At 72.3% G+C, this 19580-nt stretch carries 15 protein-coding genes; 8 read left to right on the top strand and 7 right to left on the bottom strand.

Going from position 1 to position 19580, the window contains the following annotated elements; all coding sequences use genetic code 11:
- Nucleotides 1–259 precede the first annotated feature (259 nt).
- Complete coding sequence (locus tag SCAB_RS36490; RefSeq protein WP_013005125.1) at nt 260–709, top strand: PTS sugar transporter subunit IIA; 450 nt, start codon at nt 260–262, stop codon at nt 707–709.
- Nucleotides 710–786: 77 nt separating this feature from the next.
- A complete protein-coding gene (ptsP, locus tag SCAB_RS36485; protein WP_037728310.1) occupies nt 787–2457 on the top strand; it encodes a phosphoenolpyruvate--protein phosphotransferase in 1671 nt (556 codons plus the stop codon).
- Between the two features lie 62 nt (nt 2458–2519).
- Here ptsP and SCAB_RS36480 read toward each other — a convergent pair whose 3' ends face one another.
- Both SCAB_RS36480 and SCAB_RS36475 read right to left on the bottom strand, forming a co-directional pair.
- Complete coding sequence (locus tag SCAB_RS36480; RefSeq protein ID WP_041670065.1) at nt 2520–3428, bottom strand: hypothetical protein; 909 nt, start codon at nt 3426–3428, stop codon at nt 2520–2522.
- 80 nt (nt 3429–3508) lie between these two features.
- A complete protein-coding gene (locus SCAB_RS36475; RefSeq protein ID WP_013005122.1) occupies nt 3509–5476 on the bottom strand; it encodes an acetoacetate--CoA ligase in 1968 nt (655 codons plus the stop codon).
- Between the two features lie 214 nt (nt 5477–5690).
- Between SCAB_RS36475 and SCAB_RS36470 the strand changes: the two genes are divergently transcribed.
- A complete protein-coding gene (locus SCAB_RS36470) occupies nt 5691–8063 on the top strand; it encodes a glycoside hydrolase family 31 protein (protein WP_013005121.1) in 2373 nt (790 codons plus the stop codon).
- Between the two features lie 28 nt (nt 8064–8091).
- Here SCAB_RS36470 and SCAB_RS36465 read toward each other — a convergent pair whose 3' ends face one another.
- Nucleotides 8092–8628 carry an NUDIX domain-containing protein gene (locus SCAB_RS36465; protein WP_037728305.1) on the bottom strand — a complete coding sequence of 179 codons (537 nt, stop codon included), beginning with the start codon at nt 8626–8628 and terminating at the stop codon, nt 8092–8094.
- A 291-nt stretch (nt 8629–8919) separates the two neighbouring features.
- On the opposite strand from SCAB_RS36465, the gene SCAB_RS36460 reads away from it, so the two are divergent.
- Both SCAB_RS36460 and SCAB_RS36455 read left to right on the top strand, forming a co-directional pair.
- Nucleotides 8920–9345 carry a Zn-ribbon domain-containing OB-fold protein gene (locus SCAB_RS36460; protein ID WP_013005119.1) on the top strand — a complete coding sequence of 142 codons (426 nt, stop codon included), beginning with the start codon at nt 8920–8922 and terminating at the stop codon, nt 9343–9345.
- A complete protein-coding gene (locus SCAB_RS36455; protein WP_013005118.1) occupies nt 9342–10532 on the top strand; it encodes a lipid-transfer protein in 1191 nt (396 codons plus the stop codon). The genes SCAB_RS36460 and SCAB_RS36455 overlap by 4 nt, the downstream gene beginning before the upstream one ends.
- Nucleotides 10533–10691: 159 nt before the next feature.
- Here SCAB_RS36455 and SCAB_RS36450 read toward each other — a convergent pair whose 3' ends face one another.
- Genes SCAB_RS36450 through SCAB_RS36435 form a run of 4 tightly spaced genes read right to left on the bottom strand, consistent with a single transcriptional unit; the run spans nt 10692 to nt 15074 of the window.
- A complete protein-coding gene (locus SCAB_RS36450; protein ID WP_037728302.1) occupies nt 10692–11297 on the bottom strand; it encodes a GTP-binding protein in 606 nt (201 codons plus the stop codon).
- Nucleotides 11298–11355: 58 nt separating this feature from the next.
- Nucleotides 11356–11751 (bottom strand): DUF742 domain-containing protein, encoded by a 396-nt coding sequence (locus SCAB_RS36445; protein WP_013005116.1) that lies wholly within the window; start codon nt 11749–11751, stop codon nt 11356–11358.
- A gap of 9 nt (nt 11752–11760) precedes the next feature.
- Nucleotides 11761–12198 (bottom strand): roadblock/LC7 domain-containing protein, encoded by a 438-nt coding sequence (locus tag SCAB_RS36440; protein ID WP_013005115.1) that lies wholly within the window; start codon nt 12196–12198, stop codon nt 11761–11763.
- A complete protein-coding gene (locus SCAB_RS36435; protein ID WP_041671173.1) occupies nt 12195–15074 on the bottom strand; it encodes a nitrate- and nitrite sensing domain-containing protein in 2880 nt (959 codons plus the stop codon). Before SCAB_RS36435 ends, SCAB_RS36440 begins: the two co-directional genes overlap by 4 nt.
- A 400-nt stretch (nt 15075–15474) precedes the next feature.
- Here SCAB_RS36435 and SCAB_RS36430 point away from each other — a divergent pair, with 400 nt between their 5' ends.
- From SCAB_RS36430 to SCAB_RS36420, 3 genes are all read left to right on the top strand, one after another.
- The gene (locus SCAB_RS36430; protein WP_210524341.1) at nt 15475–16044 is read left to right on the top strand and encodes a hypothetical protein; all 570 of its coding nucleotides are present in this window, start codon (nt 15475–15477) and stop codon (nt 16042–16044) included.
- Between the two features lie 291 nt (nt 16045–16335).
- Nucleotides 16336–17802, top strand: a complete 1467-nt coding sequence (locus SCAB_RS36425; protein ID WP_013005112.1) for an aldehyde dehydrogenase family protein — start codon at nt 16336–16338, stop codon at nt 17800–17802.
- Between the two features lie 148 nt (nt 17803–17950).
- The gene (locus tag SCAB_RS36420) at nt 17951–19543 is read left to right on the top strand and encodes an APC family permease (RefSeq protein ID WP_013005111.1); all 1593 of its coding nucleotides are present in this window, start codon (nt 17951–17953) and stop codon (nt 19541–19543) included.
- Nucleotides 19544–19580: the final 37 nt, after the last annotated feature.

Genomic DNA, 19580 nt, shown 5'->3' with positions numbered 1-19580 from the left:
CAGCGTTTTTCCGGCCTCTTGACCACCGTCCTGCGGACATGCAGAAGGTGACCCCGAGAAGGATCTGACCGAGTTTGGTTCTGCCGGGCACGGACACAATGTGTCGCTCACCCCCAGGCAGGAGTACGACTGTACATGGGGCTCCGGAGCAGGGGCAAATCCCGCGCAGGGGTGGTCTAGACCTCTCGTGCGGAGCTATCGTGCGGAACGGGTCCTTCACCGACCTGCGCCGCTGATCACTCCACCCTGGAGGCTTCCCATGACCACCGTGACGTCCCCTCTTGTAGGACGCGCCATCGGACTGGCCGCCGTACCGGACCCCGTGTTCTCGGGGGCGATGGTCGGTCCCGGCACGGCGATCGACCCCGTGCGTGAGGCAGGTGAGGCCCTCGCCCCCGTGGACGGGGTCATCGTCTCCCTGCACCCGCACGCGTTCGTCGTGGTCGACGGTGAAGGCCATGGGGTGCTGATCCATCTCGGTATCGACACCGTTCAGCTCAACGGTGAGGGCTTCGAGCTGCTCGTCAACAAGGGCGACACCGTGCAACGGGGGCAGGCCGTGGTGCGCTGGGACCCCGCCGCGGTCGAGGCCGCCGGCAAGTCTCCTGTCTGTCCCGTCGTGGCACTGGAGGCCACGGCCGACTCCCTCTTCGACCTCCGCGAGGACGGCGAGGTGGCGTCCGGCGACGCGCTGTTCGGCTGGCGGTGACATCGGGGCCGTACCGGCCCGCACGTTCGACAACCACCGCGGTGGCGGGGCCCGCCGCACTATCGGAGACAGGTGAGATGGAGACAACGCTGCGAGGCGTCGGTGTGAGTCACGGCGTGGCCATCGGCGAGGTTCGGCACATGGGAACGGCGGTACTGGAGCCGCCCGCCAAGCAGATCGCTCCGGAGGACGCGGAGCGCGAACAGGGACGTGCCCGGAAGGCCGTGGACGCGGTCGCCGCCGACCTGACGGCGCGCGGCAACCTCGCCGGGGGCGAGGCGCAGGCCGTGCTGGAGGCCCAGGCCCTGATGGCCCAGGACCCCGAGCTGATGGCGGACGTGGAACGCCGTGTCGCCGTGGGGAGCACGGCGGAGCGCGCTGTCTACGACGCCTTCGCCGCGTACCGCGCGCTGCTGGCGGGGGCCGGTGAGTACCTCGCGGGCCGTGTCGCCGACCTCGACGACGTGCGGAATCGTATCGTCGCCCGGCTGCTCGGGGTGCCCATGCCGGGTGTGCCGGACAGTGACGAGCCGTACGTGCTCATCGCCCGTGACCTGGCGCCCGCGGACACCGCGCTGCTCGACCCGACGCTGGTGCTCGGGTTCGTGACCGAGGAGGGCGGACCCACCAGTCACAGCGCGATCCTGGCGCGGGCGCTCGGAGTGCCGGCCGTGGTCGCGCTGCCGGGAGCCGGGGAGCTCGCCGAGGGCACGGTGATCGCCGTGGACGGCAGCACCGGGGAGATCTTCGTGAATCCCGGTGCGGAGAAGAGGGCCGCACTGGAGGCCGCCGCCGCGGAGCGGAAGGCGGCGCTGGCGGCATCGAGCGGGCCGGGGACGACCTCCGACGGGCACCGGGTGCCGCTGCTGGCCAATGTGGGCGGTCCCGCCGACGTGCCGGCGGCGGTGGAGGCCGGGGCCGAGGGCGTCGGGCTGTTCCGTACCGAGTTCCTCTTCCTGGACGACAGCCGGACGGCGCCGTCGGAGGAGAAGCAGATCGAGGCGTACCGGCAGGTGCTGGAGGCGTTCCCGGAGGGGCGCGTGGTCGTGCGGGTGCTCGACGCCGGTGCCGACAAACCGCTGGAGTTCCTGACCCCGGCCGACGAGCCGAACCCGGCGCTCGGTGTGCGCGGGCTGCGGACGCTGCTCGACCACCCCGAGGTGCTGCGGACCCAGCTGACGGCGCTGGCGAAGGCCGCCGAGGGCCTGCCGGTCCATCTGGAGGTCATGGCGCCGATGGTCGCGGACCGCACGGACGCCAGGGCGTTCGCCGACGCGTGTCGTGAGGCGGGGCTGCACGCCAAGTTCGGCGCCATGGTGGAGATCCCGTCCGCGGCGCTGCGGGCGCGGTCGATCCTGCGGGAGGTCGAGTTCCTCTCGCTGGGCACGAACGACCTCGCGCAGTACACGTTCGCGGCGGACCGGCAGGTCGGCGCGGTGTCGCGGCTGCAGGACCCGTGGCAGCCCGCGCTGCTCGACCTGGTCGCGCTGTCCGCCGAGGCGGCGCGGGCCGAGGGCAAGAGCTGCGGGGTCTGCGGTGAGGCGGCTTCGGATCCGCTGCTCGCGTGTGTGCTGACCGGTCTGGGGGTCACCTCCCTGTCCATGGGGGCGGCGTCGATTCCGTATGTGCGGGGGACGCTGGCGAAGTACACGCTGGCGCAGTGCGAACGCGCGGCGGCCGCGGCGCGTGCGGCGGACACGGCCGAGGAGGCGCGCGGCGCTGCGCAGGCGGTGCTGTCCGGCGAGTAGTCCGCGACGAGCGGTCGGTGCCGAGGGGCGCTCCACCCGGGGGTGGGGCGCCCCTCACCCGTTCAGTGGGTGTGTCCGTTCCCGGCCGGGCCTCCCCCGGCGGTGTCGTGCCCGAGGTCGGGCGGGGTGCAGTAGTCGACTCCGGACTCCGGGGAGACCAGGTCTCCTGATTCCACGTCGGTGCAGTAGGCGTCGAAGACCTCTCCGGCGGTGAGGGGTTCGAGGCCGTCACCGCGCAGACGCCAGCCGTAGACGCGGTCGGTCGCGTCCGGGGCGGTGGTGCGCATGACGAGGCCGCCTGGGCTTCGGGTGGCGAGGCCGAGGGCGAGGACGGTGGCGAACTCCAGGGCTTCCGCCTCGTCGAGCCGGGTGGCCCCTTCGTGGTCGCGGTCGGCTTGGAGGACGGCGGCCAGGGCCTGGGGCTCGGCCGAGACGCTGCACACGAGGTGGCGTTCGCCGGGGCCGGCGGTGTCGAGGACGCGCCGGAGCAGGTGCATGGCGCGGGCGAAGGCGGCGCGGCCGATGTCCTCGCCGCAGGAGGCGCAGTCGCCGATCTGGGCGAGGAGTGTGGTGGCGTACTCCCAGGTGGCGAGGCGGACGGCTTCGTCGATGAGGTCGGGGACGAGTTGGGTGAGGGGCTGTCCCTCGTAGGGGACGGCGGCGCCGGTGGCCGCGAGTTCGGCCGTGAAGCGGGTGCGGCTGGAGGGGGTGTCGGGTTCGAGGCCGGTGTCGGCGCAGAACGCGGCGTACTCCTCCGGGTCGAAGAGGGCGACGGTGGTGTGGTTGCCCTGCTCGGCGAGGGTCCGGAGCAGGGCCTCCACTTGGCGGAGGTAGGTCGGATGGTCGTCGAAGGCGAAGCTGCGGTAGCGCCGCATCGCGCGGAAGTCGTGCTCGTCGGTGAGCAGGCCGATGGTGCCCGCGATCTCGCGGCGCAGGGCCTGGCGCGTGCTCGGGTGGCTGGTGCGTGTCATGGCTTCCCCCTGTGCGAGCCGTCGATCAATGCTCACTCACAGTAATCGGGGGCACTGACAACGCGGCCTCGTGAGGACGGTCAGGCTCGTTCGCGGGCCAGGTTCTCGTAGAAGCGCAGGAGGTCGAGGTTGTCGACCGAGCCCGGGTTGACCGCCTTTTCCAGCGGGGTGCCCTGGAGGAGTCGTTTGACGGGTACCTCGATGCGCTTGCCGGTGAGGGTGTGCGGGACTCCGGGGACTTCGATGACCTCGTCGGGGACGTGGCGGGGTGAGAGGTGTTCGCGGATCGTCCGCTTGATGCGGCCGAGGAGGGCTTCGTCGAGGGTCGCGCCGGGGGCGAGCTGGACGAAGAGGGGCATCCAGTAGCCGCCGTCGGGCTGTTCGATGCCGATGACGAGGGATTCCTTGATCTCGGGGAGGCGTTCCACGGCTTCGTAGATGTCGGCCGAGCCCATGCGGACGCCCTGGCGGTTGAGGGTGGAGTCGGAGCGGCCGTGGATGACGACGGAGCCGCGTGAGGTGAGGGTGATCCAGTCGCCGTGGCGCCAGACGCCGGGGTAGGTGTCGAAGTAGCTGTCGTGGTAGCGGCTGCCGTCGGGGTCGTTCCAGAAGTGGATCGGCATGGAGGGCATCGGGTTGGTGACGACGAGTTCGCCGACCTCGTCGATCAGGGGTGTGCCGCTGGGGTCCCAGGACTGGAGGTCGGTGCCGAGGCCGGGGGCCTGCAGTTCGCCGATGTGGACCGGGAGGGTGGGGACGGCTCCGGCGAAGCAGGAGCACACGTCGGTGCCGCCGCTGACGGAGGCGATCCAGAGGTCCTCGCGGACCTCGTCGTGGAGCCAGCGGAAGCCGTCGGGCGGGAGCGGGGAACCGGTGGTGCCGACGCACCGGACTCGGGAGAGGTCGTGGTCGCGGCCCGGGTGGACGCCGGCCTTGCGGCAGGCCATGACGTAGGCGGCGGAGGTGCCGAAGAGGGTGGCGCCGGTGCGTTCGGCGACGCTCCACTGGGCGCCGGTGTCGGGATGGCCGGGGCTGCCGTCGTACAGGACGACGGTGGTGCCGGTGAGGAGGCCGGAGACGAGGAAGTTCCACATCATCCAGCCGGTGGACGTGTACCAGAAGAAGCGGTCCTCGGGCCCGAGGTCGCAGTGCAGGCCGAGCTGTTTGAGGTGTTCGACCAGGATGCCGCCCTGGGACTGGACGATGGCCTTGGGCAGGCCGGTGGTGCCGGAGGAGTAGAGCACCCACAACGGGTGGTCGAACGGGACCTGTTCGAAGACCGGCGGGACGTCCGCGGCGGTCAGCGCGGACCATTCCAGGGCGCCCTCGGGGGCCTGGGTGCCGAGGAGGGGGATGTGGACGGCCGCGCGCAGGGTGGGCAGTTCGCGGCGGAGTTCGGCGACGGTGTCGCGGCGGTCGTGCTCCTTGCCGCCGTAGCGGTAGCCGTCGACGGTGAACAGGACGACGGGTTCGACCTGTTGGAAGCGGTCGAGGACGCTGCGGGCGCCGAAGTCCGGGGCGCAGGAGGTCCACACGCCGCCGACGGCGGCCGTGGCGAGGAGGGCGACGACGGCCTCGGGGATGTTCGGGAGGTAGCCGCTGACGCGGTCTCCGGGGCGTACGCCGAGGGCTCGCAGTTCGGCGGCGAGGGAGCCGACCTGGCGGCGCAGTTCGGCCCAGGTCACGGGGCGGGGCTCATGGGTCTCGTCGACGTGGAGCAGGGCCGGTTCGTCGGCGCGGGTGCCGGCGGCACGCAGGGCGTGTTCGGCGTAGTTGAGGGTGGCGCCGGGGAACCACTGGGCGCCGGGCATGGCGCGGTCGCCGAGCACGCGCGCGTAGGGGGTGGAGAACCGTACGTCGAACCACTCCGTGACGGCTTTCCAGAACGTCTCGAGTTCGTCGACGGACCAGCGGCGCAGGGCCGGGTAGCCGCCCTCGGCGGGGGCCCCGTGGTGTGCGGCCGCCCAGGACTGGAACGCGGTGATCTGGGCCCCGGCGACGCGGGCGGCGTCGGGCTGCCAGAGCGGCGAGGGGTTCGCTGAGGTCATGGGGCGTCTCCCGGGCTGTGCGCGTGGTCTGCGGCGGGCGCGTACGGGCAGGGGTGTGGGCGCGTACGCGGCTGACACGGACGATGCCATGTGATCGACTTCCGCACCAGGGTGGGCCGCGGACGGAGGGCTGCGTGAACATGTGCCCGGACCGCGGGTGAACGGTAGTTGAACGACTCACACAAATGGGCCGGGCAGTGGCAGGGTGAGCTGCATGGACGGTCGTGACCTGGTGCGTTCGGTGAAGGCGATCGGTTCGGCGGGGGTGGCCGAGGGGCTGCGGGCCGCGCGGGCCGCGTGGCGCGGGCGGCGTGCCGACGCTGCCGCGCTGCCGGCGCGGGGTGCCGAGCGGGCTCGGGTGCCCGGGGCGGTGGTGGGTGCGGAGCCGGGTCCGGGCGGCGGAGTCGTCCGGTTCGGCCGGTCGGCGCTGCGGGTCACCGTCGACGTGAACGGGGCGGTGTTCTGGGGCTGGGACGGGGCCGGTCCCGAGCCGTCGTACGCGCTCGCGGGCCGGTGCCCGGAGCCGGATCCGCGGGTCGTGCTGGAGCCGGACAAGGACGGCGGCTGGCGGGTCGTCGCCGAGCGGGTGACGGTCGTGGTGTCACGGCTCGGTGCCGTCGAGGTGTGTACGCCCGGTGGGGTGACACTGCGGCGTGATCTGCCGCCCCGGTGGTGGGAGCCGGTCGGTGCGGGCGAGGCGCGCTGGGTCCAGCGTTCCGAGGTGGGGGCGGACGCGCGGTTCTTCGGTCTGGGGGGCCGGGCGGCGGGGCCGCGGCTGCGGGGCGGGACGTACCGGTTGTGGAACACCGACCCCGGGCGCCCGTCGGTGCCCGGTGACGATCCGCTGTACCTGACGATGCCCGTGCAGATGGTGGTGGCCGACGCGGGCACGCATCTGGTGTTCCACGACACGACGTGGGACGGGACGGTGACGCTGCGCGAGGGCGAGGAGGGTGCCGGGTCCGGGCACGACCGGGCCGGGGCGTCGGAGCTGCGGATGGACGGGGGTCCGCTGCGCTGCTGGGTGATCGTGGGCACCCCCGCGCGCGTGCTGCATGCCTGGGCCGCCCTGACGGGGGCTCCGGCGCTGCCGCCCGCGTGGGCGTTGGGGCATCATCGCGCGGGGTGGGGTCTCGGTGACGAGCAGGAGGTGCGGCGGACGGTCGCGGGGTACCGGGAGCACGGTCTGCCGCTGGACGCGGTCCATCTGGACGCCGGCCACCAAGAGCGCCGTCAGGCGTTCACGGTGGACACGGAGAGGTTCCCCAAGCTGCCTGATCTCGCGGAGGCACTGCGGCGCGACGGGATCCGGCTGGTGTCGGTCGTCGACCCGGCGGTCAGGGCGCGGCCGGGTGACGCGGTGTACGACGCCGGAACGGCCGGGGACGCCTTCGTACGGGATGCCGCCGGGCAGGTGGTGAGGTGTGTCGTCAGGCCCGGCGAGTCGGTCTATCCGGACTTCACGCGCCCCGCGACGCGCGCGTGGTGGGGCGGTCTCCACGAGGAGCGGCTGGCGCAGGGATTCGCCGGGTTCTGGCACGACAGGAACGAGCCGACGTCGTTCACGGCGTTCGGCGGGCACACGTTGCCCCGGTCGGCCCGGCACGATCTGGAGGGCCGGGGCGGCGACCATCGCGAGGCGCACAACGTGTATGCGCTGTGCATGGCCCGGGCCGCCTACGAGGGGCTGCGCGAACTGGTGCCGCGGGAGCGGCCGTTCGTGCTCTCGCGTTCCGGGTGGGCCGGCGTCCAGCGCTACGGGGGGACGTGGTCGGGGGACGTGGCGACGGGCTGGGCCGGGCTGCGGGCGTCGCTCGCGCTGGCGCTGGGGCTCGGTCTGTGCGGGGTGCCGTACGCGGGCGGGGACGTGGGCGGGTCCGACGGGGGCGCGTCGGAGGAGCTGTATCTGCGGTGGCTGCAGCTCGGCGCCCATCTGCCGCTGTTCCGCACGCGCGCGGGTGCGGGTGCCGGGGCGGGGCGGCGGGAGCCGTGGGAGTTCGGGGAGGGGGTCGTCGGGCACGCGCGCGCGGCGCTCGTCGAGCGGCGGCGGCTGCTGCCGTACTTCATGACGCTGGCCCATCTGGCCCGCCGTACGGGGGCGCCCTATGTGCGTCCCCTGTGGTGGGGGGCGCCCGAGGACCGGGCGTTGCGGGACTGCGAGGACGCGTTCCTGCTGGGGGACGCTCTGCTGGTGGCGCCGGTGCTGGAGCCCGGGGTGGAGCGGCGTGCGGTGCGGCTGCCGCGAGGACTCTGGTACGACACGGTGACCGGGCAGGCGTACCAGGGGCCGGGGCAGGTGCTGCTCGACGCGCCCCTGTCGCGGATTCCGGTACTCGCGCGCGCGGGTGCCGTGCTGCCGGTCCGGGGCGCCGACGGCGGCCTGGAGCTGGAGGTGTGGGCACCCGCGCGCGGGCGGACGGGGAGCGGGCTCGTGGTGCCGGACGCGGGCGACGGCTGGGACGAGCCGGAGGTCGAGCGGTACACGGCGCGCCGGCAGGGGGCGCGCGTGGTGGTGGAGCGGGACGGGGACGAGGGTCCGGCCGAGCCCGCGTATCCGGTGCGGGTACGCGGGCTCGGTCAGGGGTGAGCCTGTTCGGCTCGGGTGGGAACCGGGCTCAGATGTAGCGGCCGTCGAAGAACGCCCGGACGGCCAGGGTGTGCAGGGGGAAGGCGAGTTCGGTGGGCCTGCGCAGCAGGTGCCAGCCCTCCGTCTCGTCCGTCGCGACGGGCGGCGGCAGCGTGACGGCCGGGCGCTCCGGGAGCAGCCCGAACAGCAGCAGATGGCCGTCGGGCGAGCTCATGGCGTCGGCGAGGCGTACGTCGCGGTCGGCCACGCAGATGCCCGTCTCCTCCTTCAGCTCACGGACGACGGCGTGCCGCCAGTCCTCCCGGTGGTCGATGAAGCCGCCGGGAAGGGCGGTGCCCCCGCGCGCGGGGGCGATGGTCCGTGTGATCACGACGAGGGCCGTGCCCTTGGTGTCGTACACGGGCTGGAGAGCCACCGCGACGGGAAGCGGATTGCGGTAGGCCACTGTGTGGCAGGCCGCGCAGGTGCGGGGCCAGCCGGACACGCCCTCTCCGTAGGGCGCTCCGCATCTCGAACAGTGCGAGTCGGGTGCGGAGTTGGCGGGTGGGTGTTGGTTCGGGGACACGCGGCGGACTGTATCCGATCATCCGCTCGTCGTCTTACGGGGGCGGCGCAATGCGCCATGTCGTCGTACCCCCGGGTCACCCGTCGGCACCAAGCGGTCACCCGTGGACATGAGTGAGGGCCGGCCGGAACCACCCCCGTGGACCCCGGCCGACCCTCCCGATACTGCGACGCCGGACGGGGCTCGTCGGTTCTCCCGCGACCTGCCCAATTCGAGATGACCGTGGGAGAATTCTGACGATCCATCAGATCAGCTCGCCGGGGAGGGATTTTGTCGCGAAATCGCACACCTGTGGTGGCCGGCTGGTTCGCCGGGGAGGGCGAGGGCTTCCGGCTGCTCGGTACACGCTGCTCGGCGTGCGCCTCGGTGTTCTTCCCCCGCGAGGACGTCCACTGCCGCAACCCGCACTGTTCCGGCGGCGATCTGCGCGAGGTCCCGTTGTCGCGCCGGGGCCGGGTGTGGTCGTACACCGACGGCCGGTACCGGCCGCCGTCACCCTATGTGTCCGATCCGGAACTTCCGTGGGAGCCGTACGCGTTGATCGCGGTGGAGCTGGCCGAGGAGCGCCTCGTGGTGCTGGGGCAGGCCGTTCCCGGGGTCACCGTCGCCGATCTGGCGGTGGGCATGGAGGTGGAGGTCGTCCCCGGTGTGCTGCACGAGGACGCGGAGGCGACCTGGACGACCTGGCACTGGAGGCCGACGGGGGCGGGCGCATGACGGGCGAGGTGGCGGTGCTGGGTGCGGGCATGCACCCGTGGGGCAAATGGGGGCGGAGCTTCGTCGAGTACGGGACGGTGGCCGCGCGCGCGGCACTGACCGACGCGGGGGTCGACTGGCGGGACGTCTGCTCCGTCGTCGGCGCGGACACGGTGCGTGGGGGCTATCCGGGGTATGTGGCGGGAGCGTCCTTCGCCAAGGCGCTGGGCTGGCAGGGCGCCCGGGTCACGAGCGTGTACGCGGCCTGCGCGTCGGGGGCGCAGGCCGTGGGCGCCGCACGGGCGCAGATCCTCGCGGGCCTGGCCGACGTGGTGCTCGTCGTGGGAGCGGACTCGGCTCCGAAGGGGTTCTTCCGGCCGGCCGGCGGGGATCGGGCGGACGATCCGGACTGGCTGCGGTTCCGGATCCTCGGGGCCACCAATCCGACGTACTTCGGGCTGTACGCGCGGCGGCGGATGGCGGTGCACGGGGACACGCCGGAGGACTTCGCGCGGGTCAAGGTGAAGAACTCCGCGCTCGGGGCGCTCAATCCGTACGCGCGCTACCGCAAACCGGTCACGGCCGAGGAGGTGGCGGCCTCGGCCGTCGTCGCCGATCCGCTGCGGCTGCTGGACATCTGCGCGACCTCGGACGGGGGTGCGGCGTTGGTGCTGTCCAGCATGGAGTTCGCGCGGCGGCACGGAGTGCGCGAGCCGGTGCGGATACGGGCGGTGTCCACGGTGACGCCCCGCTACCCCAACGCGGTGCTGGACCTGCCGGACATCGCCACGGACTCGGCGGTCGCGGTCGCCGCGCCGGAGGAGACGTTCCGGGCGTCGATCGCGCGGGCGGCGTACGAGGAGGCGGGGGTCGGGCCCGAGGACCTCTCGTTCGCGGAGGTCTACGACCTGTCCACGGCACTGGAGTTGCAGTGGTACGAGGATCTGGCGCTGTGCGGCGAGGGGGAGGCCGCGAAGCTGCTGCGGGACGGCGTGACGGCGCTGGGCGGGCGCACGCCCGTGAACGCCAGCGGAGGGCTGGCCTCCTTCGGGGAGGCCGTTCCGGCCCAGGCGATCGCTCAGGTGTGCGAGCTGGTGTGGCAGTTGCGGGGTGAGGCGACGGACCGGCAGGTCGAGGGCGCCCGGGTGGGTGTCAGCGCCAACCAGGGGTTGTTCGGGCACGGGTCGGCGGTGATCGCGGTTCGGTGACCCCCGGGGCCGTGGGGGGCGGCTCGCCGCGTCACGAGTGCTGGTGAGTCCGCGCGGGCACGCGGCGGCCCCGCGCGCGTGTCAGGGGGTTACGGCCGGCTCGTACCCCGGCCGGCGGGGTACGAGCCGTGTTCAGGTGACGGGGAGGTACGGGCCGTGTCAGGTGGCGGCGGGCTCGCGGTGGTCCGTGGCGAACGTCATCGCGTGCCGGACCACGGAGACCAGGACGTCCTTGACCGAGTCCCGGCGGCGTGCGTCGCAGAGCACGATCGGCACGCCCGGGTCGAGGTCGAGGGCCTGCCGGACGGTCTCGGCGGGATAACGCGCGGCGTCGTCGAAGCAGTTGACACCGATCACGAAGGGGATGGAGCGCCGCTCGAAGTAGTCGACGGCGGCGAAGCAGTCCTCCAGGCGGCGGGTGTCCACCAGGACCACCGCGCCCAGGGCGCCGGAGGCGAGTTCGTCCCAGAGGAACCAGAAGCGGTCCTGGCCGGGGGTGCCGAAGAGATAGAGGACCAGGTCCTCGCGGAGGGTGATGCGTCCGAAGTCCATGGCGACCGTGGTGGTCGTCTTGTTCTCCACACCGCTGGTGTCGTCGACCGGGCGGCCCGCCTCGGTGAGCACCTCCTCCGTGCGCAGCGGCTTGATCTCGCTGACCGCGCCGACGCAGGTGGTCTTGCCCACGCCGAAACCGCCGGCCACGAGGATCTTGAGCGTGACGGGCTCGACCGGAGGTGTGCCGCGCTCAGAGCGCCCGAGGATCATCGGTCCTTCTCCTGCTGGATGGTTGGCTGCCACATGTCCACTGCCCTCTCCGGCGTGTTCACAGCGCCCGCAGGCCGTTGATCACGTCACGCAGAATGCTCTCGTCCACCAGCTCGGCGGGCGGGACGGGACGGGTGACGTGGACGAGTTCCTCGTCCACGAGGTCTCCGACGAGGACGCGGACGACCCCGACGGGAAGATCCAGGTCGGCGGCCAGTTCGGCCACCGACTGGGGGTTGTCACGGCAGAGCTCGACGATACGGACGTGCTCAGGGGAGAGGGAGTGGTCCTCTTCCGGGTCGTCGACGTGCGGTTCCGTGACGACCACGGCGATCAGGTCGAGGCGGTGCTGGATCGCGTGATTCGTCCGGCCGCGGGTCATCGCGTACGGACGCACCACTGGCCCGGCCTCGTCGTCGAACCAGTGGCTGCTTCCCTGACCGTCTGGGCTCATGCCGTTCCACTACCCGCCGTGGGGCACATCGGCGCGCGGGGCGGAGCCCAGATGCACGCCGACCCGCTTGACCAGGAGGGTCATCTCGTAGGCGACCTGGCCGATGTCGGCGTCGGCGTCGGCGAGGACGGCGAGGCAGCTGCCGTCGCCGGCGGCCGTGACGAACAGGAACGCCTCGTCGAGCTCCACGACCGTCTGCCGGACGGTACCCGCCTCGAAGTGGCGGCCGACGCCCTTGGCGAGGCTGTGGAACCCGGAGGAGACGGCGGCCAGGTGCTCGCTGTCCTCCCTGGTGAGGTCCGCGGAGACGCCCGTGGGCAGTCCGTCGCTGGAGAGCACGAGCGCCTTGCGGATGCTGGCGACACGCTGGACCAGGTCGTCCAGGAGCCAGTTCAGCTCGCCGGACGTGCCGGTCGCGGTGTGCCCATCGGCCTGCGGTGCGGTCATCGACCGTCCCCCTTAGTCGTTCCTCGTGGTGCTGGGACGTCCTGGGCGTCGTCGCCCTCGGCGTTCTCCTCGCGGCCGCGCCGCCAACCGTGCTGCAGCGAGGCCATACGGCTGCGTACCTCGTCGGCGTCGCGTTCGACCGGCTCCGGGCGGCCGCCCGGGCGTGACCTCTCGCGTTCGGCGCGCCGCTCGGGGCCGTCCTTCAACTGCGGTGCCAGGTTGGCCTGTCGGACACGACGGGGCAGCGGGCTCGGTGCCGATTCTGCCTGGTCGGTCGTCGTGTCCGCACGCGGGGTCGGCTCGTCGGAGCCGTACCGCGAGGTCATCGGTGCCGCGCCGCCCTCGGGGGCCGTACGGCGTCGCTGGGGCAGGGCGGGACCGTCGAACCTGCCCGGGGGCAGCAGGTCGGTGCGGTCGGCGCGGTGTCCGCCGGGCAGGCCGGCGGGTCCGGGGTGGGCCGGCGGTTCGGCGCGGTCCCCGCGCAGGGCGCTGAACGGCCGGGAGTCGGTGACCGGCTCGGCGGGGCCCGCCGTACGGCCCTGCCCGGGCTCGTCCTCCGGGCGCCTCGGCTGCCGGGCCCCGGCCACCGAACGGCCGTGCGAGCTGACGAGATGCGGGGTGCGGCGCTGCGGCAGCGGTACCGGACCGAGGGTCGGGTCGGGGTCGGTGAGCGGGGCCTGCCGCGCTTCGCCGTCGCGGGCCGGCTGCTGGTGCTCGTCGGCGACGCCGGTGAGGGAGTGACGGGGCCGGAACAGTCCGCCCCGCTCGGCGTCCTCGTCGCCGAGGGCGCCCGGGAAGCCGCCGGCCAGCGGGTCCCGGTCGACCGGCGCCTCCAGCTCCACCGGGCCGTCCAGGATGGCGGCGGAGAGTCCCGGCAGCCGGACCGGCACCTGGGAGAGCGCCGCGTTGCGTTCGTCCTCCAGCTCGGCCTCCCGGGTGGGGTGGGCGCGGTCCAGGCGGAAGCCGATGCCGTTGGTGTCGGGGACGTCGTCGGTGAGCAGGGCGTCGGGGATGAACAGCACGGCCGTGGTGCCGCCGTACGGGGAGGGCTGCAGGGAGACGCGGACCTTCTGCCGCTGGGCGAGCCGGCTGACCACGAAGAGTCCGAGGCGGTCGGTGTCGGACAGCTCGAAGTCGGGGGTCTCGGCGAGCTTCAGGTTGGCGTCGAGGAGCGCCTCGGCCGACATGCCGAGACCCCGGTCGTGGATCTCCAGGGTGAAGCCGTTGGCGACGCGCTCACCGAGCACCTGCACGGCGGTGTGCGGGGGCGAGAACACCGTGGCGTTCTCCAGGAGTTCGGCCACCAGGTGGGTGAGGTCGGCGACCGCGGGGCCGGTCACGGCGACCCGGGGCAGCCGGCGTACCTCGATGCGCTCGTAGTCCTCGACCTCGGCGACGGCCGCGCGGACGACGTCCATCAGCTGGATGGGCTTGCGCCACTGCCGGGAGGGGGCCGCCCCGGAGAGGATGACCAGGCCCTCGGCGTGTCGGCGCATACGGGTCGTCAGGTGGTCCAGGCGGAACAGGTCGGCCAGTTCGTCGGTGTCCTCGGTCCGGCGTTCCATGGTGTCGAGGAGCGTGAGCTGCTTGTGCAGCAGGACCTGGCTGCGGCGGGCGAGGTTGACGAAGACCTCGGAGATGCCGCTGCGGAGTTCGGACTGCTTGACGGCGGCCTCGACGGCGGCCCGCTGCAGGGTGTTGAGGGCCTGGCTGACCTCGCCTATCTCGTTCTTGTCGTACTCCAGGTGCGGGACCTCGGTCTCCACGTCGACCTGTTCGCCCGCGGCGAGCCTGCGCATCACGCTGGGCAGCCGCACCCCGGCCGTCTCGTGGGCCTCCTGGCGGAGCCGGCGCAGGTCGCGGATGAGGACCCGGCCGATGCGCACGGACATGAAGAGCGAGACGAGCAGGGCGAAGAGGCCGAGGACGCCGGCGACGGCCGCCTTCAGGATGACGCCGGTGGCCAACGGGCTGACGCGGTCCTGGTAGCGGTCGCCCGCCTCGACGCTGAGGTCGCGGAGATCGGAGAGGACGGGCTCGACGGCGCTGTCCCAGGTCTTGGCGGTGACTCCGCTCGGCCGGCCGGGGTCGGAGGCGATGACGCCCTGTTCGACCGTGCGCAGGGGCGCGGTGTTCGCGTTCCTCCAGTAGCGGTGGAAGCGGTCGCGCTCGGCCGCGGGCAGCTGCGGCAGGCTGATCTCGTACAGCAGGGTGCGCTGGGCCACGAGGTCGGAGAAGTCGCGGATCTCGTCCTTGGTGATCCTGTTCGCCACGAGCACGGAGCTGAGCAACGCGTCCTCGCGGGAGAGGAGTTCACGGGCCCGGCCGACGTTGATCAGGGCGCGGCCCTGCTTGTCCATCTCCACGCTGTCGAGGGCGGGGAGGTTGGACAGCAGGGTGAAGCAGGGGTCGACGAGGTCGTTGTAGTGGCCGAGGGCCTTGGCGGGGCTGACGTTGCCGCTCTCGACGGTGGTCCGCAGTGACGGCAGGCCGTCGAGGGCGTCCAGGATGGCGGTGAGCCGCAGCGAGGTGGTCTCGCCCATCTCGTCCCGCAGATCCGACTTCCGGGCGTGCTCACGGAACTCGTCGACGGCCGCGTCCGTGGCGGCCCGGCTGCGGTCGAGGGCCTTGAGCGCCCCGGCGGCCCGGGGGTCGGCCAGGTAGACCAGTGTTTGACGGCGCTCCTGCTGGAGCACACGGATGGTGTCCTCGGTCGGGAAGCCGACCTCCTCCACGATGTCCGCCACCCGGAAGAGGTCGCTCGCCTCACGGCCCGTCAGCACCGTGGCGAACGTCCAGACGCCGGTCAGCGCCACCAGGGGCACGAGCAGCAGCGCCACGATCTTCCGGCGGATCGATTTCCCGCGAAAGCGCATGGCCTCCCCCAGCTCGACCCCCACCATGGTCCGGGGGTACACATGTGCGTCAACAAACGGCGTGAGCCTACTACCGACTCACACGTATCTCGAAGCGCCGGACGCGCCCGCTCCGCACCCAAGGCGAACCGGACAGGGGGAGTTGTCCGTCCTTTGGGGGGATTGCCTCCCCCCGTCAGGGAGTTGAACCCATGGCATCCCGTCGGGGAAGTTGGCCGGTTGGCCGGATTTTTGCGTTCCATGGGAATCTTCGGCGCACGTCGATCGTCTTTCTGTACGGGAATGGGGGGCGGAATGGGCCACAGGCCATGCATGCCGCTCCCAGGCGGCGTAAATCAGAGGAAGTCGGGCACCAGTGGGGGGCCGGGTCTCGCGATCCGGATCTGTTGGTCCACCGGCGGTGGGGAGTGACGACTTGATGGGCACGGCGGAGCGGCGCACGGCGCCCGGGGACGGAGCGGTGAAGCCCGGGAGGGCGGAGCGGAGCGCTCGGGAACCGGAGCACGGCCTGCTGACGGGGGAGAGAGTCGCGGTGAGGGAGCGAGGACTCTCCGCCGGTGGCGACGGAGAACGGGTGCATTACCGGCCGTTGTGGATCGAGGAACCGGCGCGCAGGCCGCGGCTTCCCGATCCGGTGCGGACGGCGGCGGTGCGTGCGGTCATCATCATCGCGGCGACACTGGTCCAGGCGATGGTGGCGGTCCTGTGCACGCTGGCGGACGCGTGGCCGGCGTTCCCCATGGTGCTGAGCACCGTGGCGAGCACGATCGCGGCGACCTGGGGCGTGCTGGACGTCTGGGTGACCCGCCAGGTGTGGAAGCAGCGCAACGGCGTGGTCTCGGAGCCCAGCAGCACGGCGCGCGCGCTGCGCCGTGAGCGGCGCCGGGCCCACCGGGAGGCGCGGGCCGCGGAGCGCGCGCAGGCCCGGATACGCCGACGGGGTGGCGCCGGGCAGCTGTCGCACCCGTAGGACGACGAAGAGGGGGCCCACGCACCGCGTGGGCCCCCTCGCCTGCGCTCCCCCACCCGGTCCGCGGGCCCCGAAACCTGTGAACATCCGCGTCCGGTCATGGCATCGCGGCGGCGCCGGATGGATGGTGTGCTGGTCCCAGCAGGCCGGTTCCTCGGATGTCAAGGTTTCTGACCGGGCGTGTCGACCGTCACATTCAGCCTGTTTTCAGGCATAGAACGCGGTCCTCCGGTTAGGCGCTCAGCCGCGAGGGCGCCGGCCTCACGGCGCTGACCAGGAGGAACGAGAGACATGCCCGAACTATTCATCGGCGGAGCGTGGCGATCCGCGCTCGACGGACGGACCCGTGAGATCCACTGTCCCGCCGACGGCAGCCTGGTCGCCGTCGTCGACGAGGCCGGCGCCAAGGACACCGCGGAGGCCATCACGGCCGCGCGCCGCGCCTTCGACGAGGGCCCCTGGCCCACCACCTCCCCCGCCGACCGCGGAGACCTGCTGCTGCGGGTGGCCGACCTCCTCGTACGCGACAAGGACGCGCTCGCCCGCGCCGAGTCCCTCGACACCGGCAAGAGGCTGGTGGAGAGCGAGTACGACATCGACGACATCGCGAACTGCTTCCGCTACTTCGGACGGGCGGCCACGGCCGAGACCGGCCGGGTCGTCGACACCGGTCAGGCCGGCGTCGACAGCCGGGTCGTGTACGAGCCGGTCGGGGTGTGCGCACTGATCACCCCCTGGAACTACCCCCTGCTCCAGACGGCCTGGAAGGTCGCCCCGGCGCTCGCGGCCGGCAACACCTTCGTGCTCAAGCCGAGCGAGCTGACCCCGCACACCGCGATCCACCTGATGCGCCTGCTGGAGGAGGCCGGGGTGCCCGCGGGTGTGGCCAACCTGGTCCTGGGCGCGGGCCCGGAGGCCGGCGCACCGCTCTCCGACCACCCGGACGTGGACCTGGTCTCCTTCACCGGCGGGCTGCAGACCGGGCGCCGGCTCATGGCCAACGCCGCCGCGAGCGTGAAGAAGGTCGCCCTGGAACTGGGCGGCAAGAACCCGAACATCGTCTTCGCCGACGCCGACTTCGACACGGCCGTCGACATGGCGCTGACCGCGGTGTTCCTGCACTCGGGACAGGTCTGCTCGGCGGGCGCCCGGCTGCTGGTGGAGGACTCGCTGCACGACCGGTTCGTCGACGAGGTCGTCCGCCGGGCGCGGGAGATCCGGCTCGGGGGCCCCTTCGACGAGCGGGCGCAGACCGGCCCGCTGATCTCGGCCGCGCATCGCGCGAAGGTCGAGGAGTACGTCGCCCGGGGCGTCGCGGAGGGCGCGGTGCTGCGCTGCGGTGGCGAGCGGCCCGGCGGCGACGCCTACGAGCAGGGGTTCTACTACCTGCCGACCGTCCTCGACGAGTGCACGAGCGCGATGTCGGTCGTCCAGGACGAGTCGTTCGGACCGGTGCTGACGGTGGAACGGTTCAGCACCGAGGACGAGGCCGTCCGCCTGGCCAACGACACGATCTACGGCCTGGCCGGCGCCGTGTGGACGTCCGACGAGGCCAGGGCACAGCGGGTCGCGGCCCGGCTGCGGCTCGGCACGGTCTGGATCAACGACTATCACCCGTACGTGCCGCAGGCCGAGTGGGGCGGGTACAAGCAGTCCGGCTTCGGCCGTGAACTCGGGCCCGCGGGGCTCGCCGAGTACCGCGAGGCGAAGCACATCTGGCGCAACACGGACCCCGCACCGCAGGGTTGGTTCGCGTAGGTCCCTCGCTCCCCCGCACCCGGCCGTACGGCCGCTCCCGCCCTGCCCGGGCACCTTCCCCCCTCACGCCTTCGCGCACTCCCGCGCCCTTCCCGGCACCCGCAAGAGCCGCTCCCCTCCTCCCCAAGGCCCCACCAGGAGTCCGCTCATGACGACCATCGAGCAACCCACCGGCCCCGAGAACGCCTCCGACGACACCGAGCTGACCGAGTTCGGCTACAGACCCGAACTCAAGCGCACCCTCGGCAACTTCCACACCTTCGCGGCCGGCATCAGCTACATCTCGATCCTCACCGGCACCTTCCAGCTCTTCTACTTCGGCTTCGCCAGCGGCGGTCCCGCCTACTGGTGGTCCTGGCCGATGGTGTTCGTCGGCCAGTTCATGGTGGCGCTCTGCTTCGCCGAACTGGCGGCCCGCTACCCGGTGGCGGGCTCGGTCTACAACTGGTCGAAGAAGATAGGCAATCCGCATCTGGGCTGGCTCGCCGGCTGGATGATGCTGTGCGCCTCCATCGTCTCGATCGCGGCGGTCGCGCTGGCGTATCAGCTGACGCTTCCTCAGATCTCCGACGTGTTCCAGTTCGTGGGGGACGGCACTGGCACATACGACGTCGCGACCAACGCGGTCGGCCTGGCCGCGGTGCTGATCCTTTTCACCACCGCGGTGAACGCCTTCGGCGTGAAGCTGATGGCCCGGATCAACACGGCGGGCGTGTTCATCGAACTGATCGCCACCGTCGTCCTGATCGTGCTGTTCGCCGTGCACATCACCCGCGGGCCGCAGGTGGTCATGGAGACCAACGGCACCGGCAGCGCGTACGGCAACGGGTACCTGGGCGCGTTCCTGGTGGCCTCGCTGGCGTCCGCGTACGTCATGTACGGCTTCGACACGGCCGCCTCGCTCGGTGAGGAGTCGCTGGATCCGACCCGGAACGCGCCGCGCGCCATCATCCGGGCGATCATCGCCTCCTTCCTCCTCGGCGGTCTGATCCTGCTGCTGGCGCTGATGAGCGTCTCCAGCCTGAAGGGCGAACGGCTGTCCACGGACGGACTGCAGTACGTCGTGCTCAACGTGCTGGGCCCGACGGCCGGCAAGGCGATGCTGTGGTGCGTCCTGATCGCGGTCACCGTCTGCGCCCTGGCCGTGCACACCGCCGCCGTCCGGCTGACCTTCGCCATGGCACGGGACAACAATCTGCCCGCCTCCTCGAAGCTCGCCAAGATCCACCCGCGCTTCCAGACGCCGGTGCTGCCGACCGTGATCATCGGTGTGCTGGCACTGAGCATCCTCGTGGTCAACATCCGTCAGCCGCAGATCTTCACCGTGGTGACCAGCATCGGCATCATCATGATCTACCTGGCCTATCTGGGCGTCACCGTGCCGATGCTGGTGGCGCGGCTGCGCGGTAAGTGGCAGCCCGCCGGGGACGGCCGGTTCTCGCTGGGCCGCTGGGGTCTGCCCGTGAACATCCTCGCCGTGCTGTGGGGCGGGGGCATGACCCTCAACCTGATCTGGCCGCGCGCCGCCGTCTACAACGCGGCCGCCCCCTTCCACTGGTACCTGCAGTGGGGCGCGGTCCTCTTCGTCGGGCTCATCGCCGGCGGCGGCTTCGCCTACTACTGGTTCGTCCAGCGGCACAGGACCGGCGTGCTCGCCGAGCACCGCGTGGTCGACGGGGCAGAGCCCGCGTCACCGCCGGCCCCGCCCGCCGCCGGCGTCGGCACCCCGGCCGCCGACTGACGGTCCGGCCCACCCCCCACCACATCCGACTCGGCAC

The organism is Streptomyces scabiei 87.22, from assembly GCF_000091305.1.
GTDB classification, from domain to species: Bacteria; Actinomycetota; Actinomycetes; order Streptomycetales; family Streptomycetaceae; genus Streptomyces; species Streptomyces scabiei.
Note: the sequence above shows the minus strand (reverse complement) of the source record. Positions and strands in the feature narration are given on the sequence as shown.

Excerpts from the sequence above, each read along its gene's own strand:
- SCAB_RS36490 (WP_013005125.1), top strand. The coding sequence starts at position 260 with ATGACCACCGTGACGTCCCCTCTTGTAGGACGCGCCATCGGACTGGCC.
- ptsP (WP_037728310.1), top strand. The coding sequence starts at position 787 with ATGGAGACAACGCTGCGAGGCGTCGGTGTGAGTCACGGCGTGGCCATC.
- SCAB_RS36480 (WP_041670065.1), bottom strand. The coding sequence starts at position 3,428 with ATGACACGCACCAGCCACCCGAGCACGCGCCAGGCCCTGCGCCGCGAG.
- SCAB_RS36475 (WP_013005122.1), bottom strand. The coding sequence starts at position 5,476 with ATGACCTCAGCGAACCCCTCGCCGCTCTGGCAGCCCGACGCCGCCCGC.
- SCAB_RS36470 (WP_013005121.1), top strand. The coding sequence starts at position 5,691 with ATGGACGGTCGTGACCTGGTGCGTTCGGTGAAGGCGATCGGTTCGGCG.
- SCAB_RS36455 (WP_013005118.1), top strand. The coding sequence starts at position 9,342 with ATGACGGGCGAGGTGGCGGTGCTGGGTGCGGGCATGCACCCGTGGGGC.
- SCAB_RS36450 (WP_037728302.1), bottom strand. The coding sequence starts at position 11,297 with ATGATCCTCGGGCGCTCTGAGCGCGGCACACCTCCGGTCGAGCCCGTC.
- SCAB_RS36445 (WP_013005116.1), bottom strand. The coding sequence starts at position 11,751 with ATGAGCCCAGACGGTCAGGGAAGCAGCCACTGGTTCGACGACGAGGCC.
- SCAB_RS36440 (WP_013005115.1), bottom strand. The coding sequence starts at position 12,198 with ATGACCGCACCGCAGGCCGATGGGCACACCGCGACCGGCACGTCCGGC.
- SCAB_RS36435 (WP_041671173.1), bottom strand. The coding sequence starts at position 15,074 with ATGCGCTTTCGCGGGAAATCGATCCGCCGGAAGATCGTGGCGCTGCTG.
- SCAB_RS36425 (WP_013005112.1), top strand. The coding sequence starts at position 16,336 with ATGCCCGAACTATTCATCGGCGGAGCGTGGCGATCCGCGCTCGACGGA.
- SCAB_RS36420 (WP_013005111.1), top strand. The coding sequence starts at position 17,951 with ATGACGACCATCGAGCAACCCACCGGCCCCGAGAACGCCTCCGACGAC.